Source organism: Kitasatospora sp. NPDC092948, assembly GCF_044754805.1.
Taxonomy (GTDB): Bacteria; Actinomycetota; Actinomycetes; order Streptomycetales; family Streptomycetaceae; genus Kitasatospora.
The window spans coordinates 632,199-646,107 of the sequence record NZ_JBIVPU010000003.1; the positions used below are offsets into that span (position 1 = coordinate 632,199).

13 protein-coding genes and 1 tRNA gene are annotated in these 13,909 nt (G+C 73.0%); 9 read left to right on the top strand and 5 right to left on the bottom strand.

Annotated elements, in window-relative coordinates; genetic code table 11:
- Positions 1–96: 96 nt before the first annotated feature.
- Together ACIQF6_RS12370 and ACIQF6_RS12375 are read right to left on the bottom strand one after the other, a co-directional pair.
- Positions 97–1,272: an STM4014 family protein gene (locus ACIQF6_RS12370; protein WP_400893464.1), complete on the bottom strand. Its 1,176-nt coding sequence runs from the start codon at positions 1,270–1,272 to the stop codon at positions 97–99.
- A gap of 13 nt (positions 1,273–1,285) precedes the next feature.
- A complete protein-coding gene (locus ACIQF6_RS12375; protein WP_400893465.1) occupies positions 1,286–2,236 on the bottom strand; it encodes an STM4015 family protein in 951 nt (316 codons plus the stop codon).
- A gap of 165 nt (positions 2,237–2,401) precedes the next feature.
- Between ACIQF6_RS12375 and ACIQF6_RS12380 the strand changes: the two genes are divergently transcribed.
- On the top strand, positions 2,402–2,728 hold the full coding sequence (locus ACIQF6_RS12380) for a hypothetical protein (RefSeq protein WP_400893466.1): 327 nt from the start codon (positions 2,402–2,404) through the stop codon (positions 2,726–2,728).
- Between the two features lie 31 nt (positions 2,729–2,759).
- Positions 2,760–3,866, top strand: coding sequence for a DUF6745 domain-containing protein (locus tag ACIQF6_RS12385; protein ID WP_400893467.1), 1,107 nt, complete (start codon positions 2,760–2,762; stop codon positions 3,864–3,866).
- A gap of 25 nt (positions 3,867–3,891) precedes the next feature.
- Here ACIQF6_RS12385 and ACIQF6_RS12390 read toward each other — a convergent pair whose 3' ends face one another.
- On the bottom strand, positions 3,892–4,641 hold the full coding sequence (locus ACIQF6_RS12390; protein WP_400893468.1) for a TetR/AcrR family transcriptional regulator: 750 nt from the start codon (positions 4,639–4,641) through the stop codon (positions 3,892–3,894).
- Positions 4,642–4,769: 128 nt separating this feature from the next.
- Between ACIQF6_RS12390 and ACIQF6_RS12395 the strand changes: the two genes are divergently transcribed.
- The 5 genes from ACIQF6_RS12395 (at position 4,770) to ACIQF6_RS12415 (ending at position 10,888) form a co-directional block, all read left to right on the top strand.
- Positions 4,770–5,420 (top strand): rhomboid-like protein, encoded by a 651-nt coding sequence (locus tag ACIQF6_RS12395; protein WP_400893469.1) that lies wholly within the window; start codon positions 4,770–4,772, stop codon positions 5,418–5,420.
- A 56-nt stretch (positions 5,421–5,476) separates the two neighbouring features.
- The gene (locus tag ACIQF6_RS12400) at positions 5,477–7,189 is read left to right on the top strand and encodes a DUF885 domain-containing protein (RefSeq protein ID WP_400893470.1); all 1,713 of its coding nucleotides are present in this window, start codon (positions 5,477–5,479) and stop codon (positions 7,187–7,189) included.
- Between the two features lie 254 nt (positions 7,190–7,443).
- Complete coding sequence (locus ACIQF6_RS12405; RefSeq protein WP_400893912.1) at positions 7,444–8,856, top strand: MFS transporter; 1,413 nt, start codon at positions 7,444–7,446, stop codon at positions 8,854–8,856.
- Between the two features lie 210 nt (positions 8,857–9,066).
- Positions 9,067–10,041 (top strand): trypsin-like serine peptidase, encoded by a 975-nt coding sequence (locus ACIQF6_RS12410; protein WP_400893471.1) that lies wholly within the window; start codon positions 9,067–9,069, stop codon positions 10,039–10,041.
- 94 nt (positions 10,042–10,135) lie between these two features.
- Complete coding sequence (locus ACIQF6_RS12415; protein WP_400893472.1) at positions 10,136–10,888, top strand: hypothetical protein; 753 nt, start codon at positions 10,136–10,138, stop codon at positions 10,886–10,888.
- Positions 10,889–10,979: 91 nt separating this feature from the next.
- On the opposite strand, the gene ACIQF6_RS12420 is transcribed toward ACIQF6_RS12415, so the two are convergent.
- Positions 10,980–11,219: a hypothetical protein gene (locus ACIQF6_RS12420; RefSeq protein WP_400893473.1), complete on the bottom strand. Its 240-nt coding sequence runs from the start codon at positions 11,217–11,219 to the stop codon at positions 10,980–10,982.
- 78 nt (positions 11,220–11,297) lie between these two features.
- Positions 11,298–11,369, bottom strand: a tRNA-Arg gene (locus tag ACIQF6_RS12425).
- Positions 11,370–11,536: 167 nt separating this feature from the next.
- Between ACIQF6_RS12425 and ACIQF6_RS12430 the strand changes: the two genes are divergently transcribed.
- Both ACIQF6_RS12430 and argS read left to right on the top strand, forming a co-directional pair.
- The gene (locus tag ACIQF6_RS12430) at positions 11,537–12,064 is read left to right on the top strand and encodes a response regulator (protein ID WP_400893474.1); all 528 of its coding nucleotides are present in this window, start codon (positions 11,537–11,539) and stop codon (positions 12,062–12,064) included.
- 117 nt (positions 12,065–12,181) lie between these two features.
- Positions 12,182–13,837: an arginine--tRNA ligase gene (gene argS / locus ACIQF6_RS12435; protein ID WP_400893475.1), complete on the top strand. Its 1,656-nt coding sequence runs from the start codon at positions 12,182–12,184 to the stop codon at positions 13,835–13,837.
- The last annotated feature ends 72 nt before the right edge of the window (positions 13,838–13,909 follow it).

Sequence of the window (13,909 nt, forward strand, 5' to 3'; positions counted from 1 at the left end):
GCAACGTCTTTCCTCGGGGTCGGCCGCCGTGACGGCAGCTGGATGTGGGCGCTTCCGCAGGGGTGGCGGGACGCACGGGTGTTGGCCGTCGGGGCGTCAACTGGCCGTGGTGCGAGCGGATCTGGCCACGCCTGCTCTTCCGTCTCGCGCAGTTCCCCGCGCCCCTGATTTCGCACCCGCCTGCGTTTCTTCGGTTCGGTACCTCGGCGAAGCCAGTTGGGCTGCGTAGGTGTCGAGGCCCGGGGCCGGGCCGTCGGGGAGGCCCGGGAGGCCCGGGAGGAGGTCGCCGAAGGCGTTGAGTTCGCCGACCAGGGTGCGGCGCCAGTGGGAGGTGGGGAGGAGATCGACGCCGACCATGGGGGCGTGCGGGAAGCACCTCGCGGCGGCTTCGGCGGTGGCGAGGAGGGTGGGCCAGGTGTCGCCGGCGGCGGCCCGGACGGCCGCCGATTCGCCGCGGGCGCCGCCGAGGTGGAGGTTGGTCATGGGGTGGCGGCTGGTGCGGACCACCAGGTGGGTGGCTCGGCCGTCGACCACCAGGACCCGCAGGTCCGCGGTGCGGCCGGCCTGGCCGGACTTGGGGATCCACTGTTCGACGTGCAGGCCTTCCGGGGCGAGGCGGTCGACCAGGGCGGCGACCTCGGCCGGTTCGCGGTAGCGGCGGACGGTGAGCGAGTTGTGCAGCCCGTCCGGGGCGACCTCCACCGAGGTGGTGGCCTGGACCCGGCCGCGCGGGCCGAACTCCAGGGCCACCACGCCCGACGCGGAGGAGCCGTGGACGGGCTTGAGGAACACCCGGCGCATCCCGGCGGAGGCCATGCGTGAGCGCAAGTCCTCGAAGGAGAGCGGGAGTTCGCCGGGCAGCGCGGGAGGCACCGGCACCCCGGCGGCGGCCAGCGCGGCGTGGGTGCGGCGCTTGTCGAACATCACCGCGATCTCCTCCGGATCGCCGAGCAGCCGCACCCCGGGCCGGGAGGCCAGCTCGCGCAGGGCGGCGGTGACGCCCGCGTACCAGGCCGGGCCGCCCTCGACCCGGGTGGCGGCGTAGCCGGCGCCCAGTGCGGCGCCGCGCAGCAGCCGGTCGGCCTCCGGGTCCTCACCGGGCGAGTCGATCCGGACCACCGCGCCGGGCGGCAGCTCGTACCGTCCGCGCAGGACCGCGGACCACGGCAGCACGGTGGGCTCCGGCAGCCCCGCGGCGCGGGCCGCGGCGGCGAACAGGGTGACTCGGCGGTGCCCCGGGCAGCCCAGGACGACCAGCTGTGGCGGCGTCAACGCAGGACCCCGCCTACTCGGAGACGGCGACGTAGCGCCAGTTGTCGTTCGGGTCCTCGGCCCCGGAGAGGTCGATCTCGACGCCGGGCAGGGCGTCCCGCAGGCGCTTCTGCATGCCCTCGGTGAGGTAGTGGTGGTGCAGGTCGAGCGTCTTCAGGTGGGTGAGCGGCTGGCCCTCCAGCAGCGCCGCCGCGCCCTCGTTGGTGAGCGCGCCCATGGACAGCGCCAGCCCGGTGAGCCGGGGGACCACCGGGGCCTGGGCGACCAGCGCGGCGATCCGGTCCTGCTGTTCGGCGTTCTGCAGGCCGAGGTGCTTCAGCGAGGGCAGTTCGGCGCCGGACAGGAACGGGCCGAGGTCCCTCGTCGTCCAGTCGCCGCCGTAGTTGTCGACGCCGAGCCACAGCTCCAGCTTCTCCAGCGCCGGGAAGTCGCAGGCGGCGATCGAGCGGACCACCGTGCCCGGCAGACCGCCGGCCTCGAAGCGCAGCGCCTTGAGCTTCTCGTGCCGCACCGGCTTCAGGTCGAGCCGGTCGTTGCCGTCGTAGTCCTCGCCGGCGCCGCGCATCACCAGCTCCTCCAACTGCGGGAAGGTCTCCAGGACCGGCGTGATGTCGCAGGTCTGGATCCAGGAGATCTCGCACTCCTCGAAGGTGATGTCGCCGATGAACAGCGCCCGCAGCGCCGGGAAGCGGGCGGCGGAGGCGAGCACCACCGGCAGCGCCTCGGACAGCGACTCCGGCTCCTCGGAGAACCAGCGGCCGATCACCACCGCGGTGACCTCCTCCACCGCGACGGTCTCCAGGAACTTCGCCCAGTGCTCGGCGAAGGTGGCCTCGTCGTCCCAGTCCACCCAGATCTTCCAGGCGGTGGCCGCCGCCGCGGGCAACGTGCCGTCCTTGGAGGCTTCGAGGAAGTCGGTGACCGGAAGGCCGTGGAACTCCTCGATGTGCTGATTGATGGTCATGCGCCGCTCCTCGCTGCTCGTCGTGGGGCCTGACCCTGTCTACCAGCCGCCCGTGACGTTCACCCGCACGGGGAATTCTTCGGGCGTGGTGTTGTCGGTGGGGCCGCCTAGTTTTCTGCCCGGGACGTCCGGCGCCCGGCCGGACCCGACCGCGGGAGGACCGCCGTGTACCGCCAGGGTGACGTACTGATCGTGCCGGTCGAACAGAGCGCGGTCCCGGCCGCGGTGGCCCGCCTGCCGCGCCAGCCGCGGGACGGCCGAGGCCGGCTGGTGCTGGCCCTCGGCGAAGTCACCGGCCACGCCCACGCGGTGGTCGGACCGGGCGAACTGCGGCGCGAGTCCGGCCCGTTCGGCCGCGCCTGGCTGCACCTGCCGGAGGGCGGCCGGGTCGTGCACGAGGAGCACGCGGTGATCCCGCTGCCCACCGGCTGGTTCCGGGTGGTCCGGCAGCGCGAGTACGCGCCCGGCGCGGTCCGCATGGTCGCCGACTGAACCCGCCCCTACGAGATCGAGGACAGAACCGATGACCACGCAGCTGACCGGCCGTCCGGCCGACGCCTCGGTGGCGCACTGGCGGGCGGTCGCCGCCGCCACCGGCCCCGCCGACCGGGCCACCGCCGAACAGGCCGTCCGGGCCGCCTACCGGGCCGCCGGGCTGGCCGAACCGACCGAGTTCCGCTGGTACCCCTCGCCGCTCGCCGCCGTCACCGAACTGCTCGACCACCGCGAGGAGTTCGGTGCCAACGTGCGCGAACGGGTGCGCACCGCCGCCTGGGAACGGGCCCGCGCCGCCGCGTTCGCCGCGCTCGGCCCGGCCGGCTGGTCCGAGCTGTGGGGCCTGACCGGCGCCGAGCTCGCCGCCACCACCGCGCTGCCCGCCGAGCGGGTCCGGGCCGCGCTGCTCGACCACTTCGCCCCCGAGCCCGGGCCGTTCGGCTGGGAGGAGTCCCGCCTGCCGCAGAACAAGGAACTCCGCCGGGTGGCCGGCGAGACCCGCGCCAAGGTCCGCCTCGCCGTGCTGGACGCGGTGGCCGGCCAGCACGACGCCGCCTGGTTCGCCGCCTTCGACACCGCCGGCACCGGCGACGACGCCCTCGCCGCGCTGGCCGGCGTGGCCCGCCAGACCGGCTGGTGGTGGCCGTTCGCGAACACCGTGCTGCTCAGCGAACGCCCCGTCGCCCTGCACCGCGACGAGGCCGGCCGACTCGACCGCGCCGACGGCCCGGCCCTCGCCTACGCCGACGGCTTCGCGCTGTACGCGTGGCGCGGCATGCCCGTCCCCGCGGACTTCCTGGAGCAGCTCACCGGCCTCACCGTGGAGCGCATCCGCACCGAGGAGAACGCCGAACTGCGACGCGTCATGCTTGAGCACTTCGGCTACGACCGGTACCTCGCGGAGAGCGGCGCCCAGCCGCTGCACCGGGACGGGACGGGCATCCTCTGGCGGATCCAACTCCCGGACGACGAACCGGTGGTGATGGTCGAGGTGGTCAACTCCACCGCCGAACCCGACGGCACCTTCCGCACCTACTACCTCCGCGTCCCCCCGCACATCCGCACCGCGCGAGCGGGCGTGGCCTGGACGTTCGGCGTCGAGGAGAAGGAGTACCGCCCCCAGCGGGAGACCTGAGGCGCCCCCACGCGCCCCGGTCCGCTCATCCCCTGCCTATGTCCCGGAGGCGGGCCAGCAACACCCCCGCCGGGCTGTCCTCCGTCTCCAACCGGAGCCACTGGCCCATGACTTCGGCCGTCTGCCCGTCGTGGACGGCCGTCGCGGCGGCCATCACCACGAACTGGTCGACCAGCCAGGCGCAGAGGGAGTCGACCGGGATCTGGCGGCCTTCGTCCAGCCAGCTGATCGCGGAGGCCTCCACCACGGAGATCCAGGAGCGCACCAGCAGGGTGAGCCGCGGTCCGGCCTCCCGTACGCCCAGGTGGCGCAGGGTGCGCCGAATCGCCGCGCGGCGGACGTCGTCGACGATCGCCGAGGTGCGGGCGGTCTCCACCACCGAGCCGCCGCGCAGCAGCGCGCCGTAGCCGGCGGCGTGCTCGTCGACGAAGGCGAAGTAGCGGTGCAGGACGGCGCCGAGCTGCTCGGTGGGGGTGCCGGTGAAGGCGGCGACGGTGAAGCGGGAGGTGAGCTCGGAGGCGGCGCTGCGCAGCGCGGCCTCGTACAACTGCTGCTTGCCGCCGGCGAAGTAGCGGTAGACGAGCGGGCGGGACGCGCCGGCGGCCTCCGCGACGTCGTCGAGCGAGACGTCCTCGGGCGGGCGGGCGGCGAACAGTTCGAGGGCGACGGCGATCAGCTGCTCGCGCCGCTGCTGGACGGGCAGTCGGCGGTAGCCGGTGCGCCGGGGGGCGGGGTCGTCGACGGCTGCCTCGACGGGGGAGGGGGTCGCTGCCATGGGTGCCAGGGTAATCGCCGGGCGGGCCCGCACCGTGCGGCCGGGACCGGCGGGTCCTTGCCGGGCGTCCACCGCCGTCGGCCGCAGACTGTGATCACGGATGGGCGGAGCGTGACGAGGAGCGGCCGGTGCGGTGGTTGCGGGCGGTCGGGCAGTGGATCGGCAGGGCGCCGGGAACGTACGTGTGGCTGCTGCTGCTCGCGATCACCAGTTTCGTGGTGGCGCAGAAGGACCCGGCCGCGCTGCACTTCTTCCTGCAGAAGCGCTCCACCAACATCGACCAGCTGAACGCGCACCCGGTGCACGCGCTGCTGGCCAGCCTGATCTGGACCGAGCAGGCGAACTTCCTGTTCTACTTCGTGATGTTCCACCTCTTCCACGTCCCCGCCGAACGCTGGCTCGGCACCGGGCGCTGGCTGACGGTGGCGCTGACCGCGCACGTGCTGGCCACGTACATCAGCCAGGGCGTGGTGGCCTGGGGCGTCCACCACCAGGTGCTGCCGATGCGGATGGCGCGCACCGTCGACGTCGGGGTGTCGTACGCGCTGGCCGGCGTGGAGGGCGTGCTGACCTGGGGGCTCGCGGGCGTCTGGCGGTGGGTGTACGGGTGCGGGCTGGTGGTGTTCTACCTGGTCCCGCTGCTGACCTCCCGCACCTTCACCGATCTGGGGCACTTCTGTGCGGCCCTGATCGGACTGGCGTTCCGTCCGATCACCCGCGGCCGGCCGGTCCGGGATCCGTGGCAGGCGGTGAAACGGCTTCGGGCGGGACGCAGTTGACGCGCTCACTCCCGGATGGGGGTTGAATTCGCCCGGCGCTGCGACAGGATGGCCGGATGGCTCATGAACTGAACGATCGTCACACGGGCGGCCCCACCCCGCGCCGCATCGCCGACTCCTATGTCCACGCCCTCGCCGACCTGGACCCGCTGACCGCGGTCTATCTCGGCCTCAACCCGGAGGACGACCGGCTGACCGACCTGTCTCCGGCCGGCCTCGCCGCCCTCGACGAGCTGGCCCGTCGCACCCTCGCCGAACTGGACGCGCTGGAGGCGTCCGGCCCGATCGAGGACGAGGCGGAGCGCCGCTGCGCCCGACTGCTGCGCGAGCGGCTGACCGCCGAACTCGCGGTGCACGACGCGGACGAGGAGTTCCGCACGGTCCGCAACCTGGGCTCGCCGGTGCACAACACCCGTGAGATGTTCACCCTGCTGCCCACCGACACCGACCAGGACTGGCAGCGGCTGGACCGCCGGCTGGCCCGCTTCCCCGAGGCGATGGCGCAGTACCGGCAGACCCTGGAGGAGGGCGTCCGCCGCGGCCTGTTCTCGGCGCCGCGCCAGGTGGACACCGTGGTCGGCCAGTTGGGCGAGTGGATCGAGTCCGAGCGGCCCGGCGGCTGGTTCGGCGACCTGGTCTCCCCCGCGCCCGAGCACCTGCGGGAGCAGCTGACCGCCACCGCGGTCGCGGCCACCGCGTCCCTCGCCGAACTGCGCGACTGGCTGCGCGACGTCTACGGCCCGGCCGCCCAGGGCACCCCCGACGCGGTCGGCCGCGAGCGCTACGCCCGCTGGGTGCGGTACTGGACGGGCGCCGACCTGGACCTGGACGAGGCGTACCGCTGGGCGTGGGAGCAGTTCCACGACCTGGACGCGCAGATGCGCGTCGAGGCGGAGAAGGTGCGGCCCGGCGCCACCCCGATGCAGGCGATGAAGTGGCTGGAGACCGAGGGCCCGGCGATCCGCGGCGAGCAGGAGGTGCAGGAGTACCTGCAGGGCCTGATGGACCGGGCGATCAACGACCTGCAGGGCGTGCACTTCGACCTGGCCGACCCGCTGCTGAAGGTGGAGTCGCGGATCGCCCCGCCCGGCAGCGCCGCCGCCCCCTACTACACCCAGCCGTCGCTGGACTTCTCCCGTCCCGGCCGGACCTGGCTGCCCACCCTGGGCCGGGAGGCGTTCCCGGAGTGGGACCTGGTCTCCACCTGGTACCACGAGGGCGTCCCCGGCCACCACCTGCAGCTCGCGCAGTGGACGTACATGGCGGACCGGCTGTCCACCTACCAGGTCACCCTGGGCGGCGTCAGCGCCAACATGGAGGGCTGGGCGCTGTACGCCGAGCGCCTGATGGACGAACTGGGCTACCTCACCGACCCGGGCCACCGCCTCGGCTACCTGAACGCGCAGATGATGCGGGCGCTGCGGGTGATCGTGGACATCGGCATGCACGCCGAGCTGGAGTTCCCGGCGGACTCGCCGTTCGCCGCCGGCGAGCCGATGCTGCCGGAGCGCGCGCGGGAGTTCTTCGGCGCGTACTGCGGCCTGTCCGCCGAGTTCCTGGACAGCGAGCTGGTCCGCTACCTCGGCCTGCCCGGCCAGGCGATCGGCTACAAGCTCGGCGAGCGGGCCTGGCTGAGCGGCCGGGCGGCGGCCCGGGCGGCGGCCGCGGCGCGCGGCGAGGAGTTCGACCTCAAGGCCTGGCACATGGCGGCGCTGTCGCAGGGCTCGCTGGGCCTGGACGACCTGGTGACGGAGCTCAGCTCGCTGTAGTCGCAGGAGTGTCCCGGGTGGCCGAGCGGCCGGGCACCCGGGTACCTCGTCCCAAATGCTGACAAAATCGGACAAGCCGCCTTGCTGGTGACCGGATCGGGCGTTTGGCTGGAGAGAGCGCCGTGCGCGCGCCCAGGCCCATTCCCGATTCGGCGGAAGGCGGTCCTCCGGTGACCTCCCAGCACGCCCCCGACACCCAGCCGGCCGATCCGCGCCGCTGGTGGGCCCTGGCGGTCATCGCCATCGCCCAGCTGATGATCGTCCTGGACGCGACGATCGTGAACATCGCCCTGCCGTCCGCCCAGCACGACCTGGGCATCTCCAACGCCAACCGGCAGTGGGTGATCACCGCCTACACGCTGGCCTTCGGCGGCCTGCTGCTGCTCGGCGGCCGGATCGGCGACCTCTTCGGGCGCAAGCGCACCTTCATCGTGGGCCTGCTCGGCTTCGCCGCGGCGTCCTGCCTGGGCGGCTTCGCCGTCAGCGGAGGCATGCTGTTCGCCGCCCGCGCGCTCCAGGGCAGCTTCGGCGCGCTGCTCGCCCCGTCCGCGCTGTCGCTGCTGTCGATCACCTTCCGCGACCCGCGTGAACGGGCCACCGCGTTCGGCGTCTTCGGCGCACTGGCCGGCGGCGGCGCGGCGATCGGCCTGATCACCGGCGGCCTGCTCACCGAGTACCTCAGCTGGCGCTGGTGCCTGTACGTCAACGGCCCGATCGCCGCCGTCACCGCGCTCGGCGCCTTCTACCTGCTGCACCGCGACCACATCGACCGCTCGCACCGGGTCCGGCTCGACCTGCCCGGCGCGGTGCTCGGCTGCGGCGGCCTGCTGCTGATCGTCTACGGCACCTCCGAGGCCGTCGACCGCGGCTGGGGCGACTGGCTGGTGCTCACCGCGCTGTGCACCGGCGTCGCCCTGCTCGTCGTGTTCGCCCTGGTCGAGCGGCGCACCCCGCACGCCCTGCTGCCGATGCATCTGATCCGCAGCCGCAACCGGGCCGGCAGCGCGCTCTCGGTCGGCCTGGCCGTGATCGCCATGTACGGCCTCTTCCTGTTCCTCACGTACTACATGCAGGTGGTCAAGGGGTACTCGCCGATCCGGGCGGGCGTCTCCTTCCTGCCGATGACCGCCGCGATCATCGTCAGCTCGGCCGGCATCGCCTCCCGGCTGATGACCCGCATCCCCACCCGCGCCCTGATGGTCCCCGGCCTGCTGATCGGCGCGGGCGGCATGGCCTGGCTCACCCAGCTGAAGGTGGACAGCTCGTACGTCGGCCTGGTGCTGCCCGCGGAGCTCATGCTCGGCATCGGCCTCGGCCTGGTCTTCATGCCGGCCATCAACCTGTCCACCCTCGGCGTCGCCACGAAGGAGACCGGCGCGGCCTCCGCCATCATCAACAGCGCCCAGCAGGTCGGCGGTTCGATCGGCACCGCGCTGCTCAACACCATCGCCGCCAGCGTCACCGCCACCTACCTGGCCACCCGCAACCCGACCGATCCACTGGTCCAGGCCCAGGGCGCGGTGCACGGCTACGCGGTCGCCACCGCCTTCGCGATGGGCATCCTGCTGCTGGCCGCCGTGGTCGCGTTCGTGATGATCACCCACCGTCCCGCCCCGGGCGAGGCCGAGGGCAGAACCGCCCGGTCCGAAGCGGGCGCCGTGGCGTGACCCGATCGGCGCGGTGCCGCCGTCCCCGCCTCCGGCCCCCGGCATGAGAACCTGCTGTCCGCCACCGGAAATCTCACGAGTCTCCCAGCCAGGAATCACGGCATTTCCAGCTCGGCCACGCATATTCGAGAAAGCTCGGGTCGACCGGTGTCCACGTCCGCAACGGCGTGGACACCGGCGCGACCCTCCGGTCGGGAGGAACGGGGCACCATGGGACGGCACTCCAAGCAGCGCAGGCGCCGCTCGCTGCGGCCGGTCGTCCTCAGCTCGGTCCTCGCCGTCGGCGTGGTCGGCGCGATAGCTGCCGCGGGGGTGTTCTCCGTCCACCTGCGCGACCTGCAGCAGCGGACCAGCGCCGACACCGTCGCAGCGATCGGTTCGGCCCCCGTCACCGGCGCCACCCCGAGCGCGAGCCCGAGTCCGAGCGCGAGCCCGAGTCCGAGCGCCAGTGCGGGCGCGGCCGAGCCGCCCGGCACCGTCGCCGTCACCCAGTCCAACGACCCGACCGCCGGCCTCCGGCAGGTCCCGCCGTTCGCACCGCCGGACGTCAAGCTCGGCGTCACCGGCAACGCCCCGCTCAACACCGAGTCGGTGCGGATCGGCGCCCTGTTCACCGGCGACGTCGGACCGGGCAACCACTTCTGCACCGCCAGCGTCATCGACAGCCCCGGGCGGAACCTGATCCTCACCGCCGCCCACTGCGTGTCCGGCGGCGGCGTCACCTTCGTCCCCGGCTACCGCGACGGCCAGGCCCCGTTCGGCAGTTGGCAGGTCACCAAGGTGTACACCGCCGACGGCTGGCAGAACGGCAACGACCCCGACGAGGACTTCGCCGTACTGTCCGTCGCCCCCAACAACGGCGTGAAGATCGAGGACCTGGTCGGCGGCAACCCGCTCGGCATCAACGCCGCCTGGACCGCGCAGGCCCGCCTGTACGGCTCGCCGGACGCCGCCGAGAAGCCCATCCTGTGCACCAACGTCACCAGCCGCCAGGACACCTACCAGCGGCGCATCGACTGCCCGTCCTTCCCCAACGGCACCAGCGGCGGCCCGTTCATCGACTCCGCCACCGGCGAGGTGATCGGCGTCATCGGCGGCTACCAGCAGGGCGGCGACACCGACGACACCTCCTACAGCGCCTACTTCGACCACACCGTGGCCGACCTGGTCGCCCGCGCGAGCTGACGCACCGTCCGAAATCCCCTCCCGCGCCGCGCCCCGCGTCACCCACAATGGTGGCGACGTCGTACCGGGGCGTCGCACACGAGGGGGAGGCGCGGTGTTCCGCCGCTGGTGGTTCCTGAAGGCCGCGGGGCCCGCCCCGACAACCGACCACCATCCGAGCCGCCGCGAGGTCCGCGAGCACAACGCCCTGGTGCTGGGGGAGTGGGAAGCCCTCCGGGAGAGGCTGCGCGAGCTCGCCGCCGAACGGGTCACCGCCGCCGGCGCGGTCTTCCGGGCGGCCGAACTCCGGCTCCCCACCGAGGAGTCCGCCGCCCGCCGGGCCTACCAGTGGGCGCTGGAGGCGTACGAGGCGGCCGGCCGGCTGCTCGACCGCGCCGACCACCGCGACACCGACCTGCCCGACCTGGCCGCCGCCGTGGTGCTCGCCGAACAGGCCGTCGAACGCCTCGCCGCCGCACACCTGTTGCACGCCGGGCAGCGGCCCGGCCCGCTCGCCGTCCGCTGCTACTACAACCCGCTGCACGGCCCGGCCGAGACCGCCGCCGAAGAACCGAAGAACCGCAGGACCCGCCAACGGGCGCGCACCACCACCCGGGAGGCCGCCGCCGACCGGCGGCCCGCCTGCCGCGCCTGCCGCACCGCGATCCTGGCCGGCCAGACCCCCGACGTGCTGCCCGCACTGCTCCCCGCCAAGGCCGCCCCCGGCCGCAAGGGCCCCGTCCTGGTCCCGTACTTCGCCGTCCCCCGCCAGTGGTCCCCCTGGTCCACCACCGCCTGCGGCGCCTACGACCCCGCCACCCCGGCCCGCGTCCTGCGCGGCGACCACCACCGGCACCCGCCGCACTGACACCCCGCCAACGACGCCGGCGACGCTCGGCCACCCGCCGTTCGACCTCCACCGCGAAGTGGGCCGGGACTTCGCCGGGCACACCGGCAGGTCAGTCGCGGTCGTCCGGGAGTCGCCCCTGCGGGAAGGCGTGCCGTCGCAGGCGGTCCGGGAGCACGGCCCGGGCGAACATCACCAGGCCGATGCCGAGACCGCCGCCGCAGCCGAGCACGCAGACGGTGTGCAGCCAGCCGATGTTCCGTTCCGCGGTGGCCGCGCCGACCGTCGCGGAGCCGATCGCGAGGACCAGGCAGGCCAGGGCGATCAGGGCGTAGCAGCGTCGGCTCCTCATGCGACGATCATCGCACCGGCAGACGAAAAAGGCCCAAGTCCCTTGGACTTGAGCCTCGTTCACGCACTTGCTGCGAAGTGCCCCCGGTAGGATTCGAACCTACGCACCCGCCTCCGGAGGGCGGTGCTCTATCCCCTGAGCTACGGGGGCCAGGATGATCTGCGATCACCCGGCCTTGCGGGGAAAACACTACCAGGGAAACTCCGTGCTCCGTGCACGGGTTTCCGGCGGCGGGGCCGGACGGGCCGTCAGGGGGTGGATCGGCAAGTGCGGGAAAGGCCGGACGGGCGGGGCGGGGCGCGGCTACCCTCGGTGAGGTGGCGGCGACGTCGGGGCGGGTTCTCGTGGTGGACGACAGCGAGGCGATCCGTCGACTGATCAGGGTCAACCTGGAGCTGGAGGGCTTCGAGGTGGTGACCGCCGCCGACGGTGCCGAGTGCCTGGAGGTGGTCCGCCGGGTCGCGCCGGACGTGGTGACGCTGGACGTGGTGATGCCCCGGCTGGACGGCCTGCGCACGGCGGCCCGGCTGCGCGCCGCCCGGGAGACCGCGCACCTGCCGATCGCGATCGTGAGCGCCTGCACCCCGGCGGATCTGGAGCGCGGCGAGTCGGTGGGGGTGGACGGCTATCTGGCGAAGCCCTTCGACCCCGCGGACCTGATCGAGCTGGTGCTGCGGCTGCGGGCGATGGACCGTCCGGCCGCGCCGGGGGCCGGACGCCGTTTCGCGTACGACTTCGGCGGCGCGATGTCCGCCATATCCTGGCCGCCCGATCGAAACCTGCAGGATTTCGCCCTGGGCGAACAGGCGCAGGAACTTGTTCCGCCGGACGAGTCACGCCCGTGAGATGTGCCGGTCCGCGGCGCTCTCCGACGAGACGAAGCACACCCTGCGGCGCGACGCGCGCCCCGTTGGGCAAACCGAGTGGCGGGCGACCACCCCCTCTCGCCTAGGCTTGGGGCCGTGACACCCGCAGAACTCTCCCAGGCAGTCCAGGCCGCCGTCAGCACCGCCATCGAGGCGGGCGAGCTGACCGTCGACGTGCCCGCGCACGTGACGGTCGAGCGGCCCAAGAACAGGGACCACGGCGACTACGCCACCAACGTGGCCCTCCAGCTCGCGAAGCCGGCCGGCAAGCCGCCGCGAGCCGTCGCGGAGATCCTGGCCGCGCGCCTGCGAGAGATCACCGGCGTCGCGAAGGTCGACATCGCCGGTCCGGGCTTCCTGAACATCACGCTGGACGCCGCCACCCAGGGCGAGCTGGCGCGCACCATCGTCGAGGCGGGCGAGGCGTACGGCCGCAACGACGCGCTCGGCGGCCTGAAGATCAACCTGGAGTTCGTCTCGGCGAACCCGACCGGCCCGATCCACATCGGCGGCGTCCGCTGGGCCGCCGTCGGCGACTCGCTGGCCCGCGTCCTGAAGGCCTCCGGCGCCGAGGTGTCCACCGAGTACTACCTCAACGACGCCGGCGTGCAGATCACCAAGTTCGCCAAGTCGCTGAAGGCCGCCGCCAACGGGCAGCCCGCCCCCGAGGACGGCTACGTCGGCGAGTACATCACCGACATCGCCAAGGCCGTCACCGACGGTGTGCCCGGCATCCTGGACCTGTCCGAGGACGAGCAGCTGGCGGCCTTCCGGGCCGAGGGCCTGAAGCTGATGGTCGCCGAGATCCAGCGCTCCATGAACGAGTTCGGGGTGCACTTCGACACCTGGTTCTCCGAGCAGACGCTGCACGACTCGGGCGCCGTCGGCCAGGCCATCGAGCGGCTGCGCGAGCAGGGCCACGTCTTCGACCGGGACGGCGCGATCTGGCTGCGCACCACCGACTTCGGCGACGACAAGGACCGCGTCCTGATCAAGGCCGACGGCGAGACCACCTACTTCGCCGCCGACGCCGCCTACTACCTGAGCAAGCGGGACCGCGGCGCGGAGGTCTCGGTCTACATGCTCGGCGCCGACCACCACGGCTACGTCAACCGCCTCAAGGCCATCGCGGCCTGCGCGGGCGACGACATGGACCGCAACATCGAGGTGATGATCGGTCAGTTCGTGAAGATGCTGCGCGACGGCCAGGAGGTCCGGCTCTCCAAGCGCGCGGGCAACATCATCACGATCGACGACGTGGTCGACTGGATCGGCGTCGACGCGGCCCGCTACATGCTGGTCCGCCAGTCCACCGACTCCACCATCACCATCGACATCGACGTGGTCACCAGCCAGACCGCCGAGAACCCGGTCTTCTACGTGCAGTACGCGCACGCCCGGATGTGCTCCGTGCAGCGCAACGCCGTGGAGAAGGGCATCACCCGCAGCGCGGACTTCAAACCGGAGCTGCTGAACACCGAGTGGGAGAACGACCTGCTCGGCCAGCTCGGCGAGTTCCCGCGCGTCCTGGCCAAGGCCGGCGAGCTGCGCGAGCCGCACCACGTCGCCACGTACCTGGAGAAGCTGGCCCGGGCCTACCACCGGTTCTACGACAACTGCCAGATCCTGCCGAAGGGCGACGAGGAGGTCACCGACCTCACGCACGCCCGCCTCTGGCTCGCCGACGCCACGCGAACGACGCTCGCCAACGGCCTCGGTCTGCTGGGCGTATCCGCGCCCGAGCGGATGTAACGCAGCACAACCCCCAAGCGCAGCACAGCGATGGGGCGGCCGACCGGTCGACGGAGACCGGTCGCCGCCCCT

Bases quoted from the DNA above. Each gene is read 5' to 3' on its own strand.
- ACIQF6_RS12390 (WP_400893468.1), bottom strand. From the start codon at position 4,641: ATGGCAGCGACCCCCTCCCCCGTCGAGGCAGCCGTCGACGACCCCGCC.
- ACIQF6_RS12420 (WP_400893473.1), bottom strand. From the start codon at position 11,219: ATGAGGAGCCGACGCTGCTACGCCCTGATCGCCCTGGCCTGCCTGGTC.
- ACIQF6_RS12375 (WP_400893465.1), bottom strand. From the start codon at position 2,236: ATGACCATCAATCAGCACATCGAGGAGTTCCACGGCCTTCCGGTCACC.
- ACIQF6_RS12385 (WP_400893467.1), top strand. From the start codon at position 2,760: ATGACCACGCAGCTGACCGGCCGTCCGGCCGACGCCTCGGTGGCGCAC.
- ACIQF6_RS12410 (WP_400893471.1), top strand. From the start codon at position 9,067: ATGGGACGGCACTCCAAGCAGCGCAGGCGCCGCTCGCTGCGGCCGGTC.
- ACIQF6_RS12400 (WP_400893470.1), top strand. From the start codon at position 5,477: ATGGCTCATGAACTGAACGATCGTCACACGGGCGGCCCCACCCCGCGC.
- ACIQF6_RS12405 (WP_400893912.1), top strand. From the start codon at position 7,444: ATGATCGTCCTGGACGCGACGATCGTGAACATCGCCCTGCCGTCCGCC.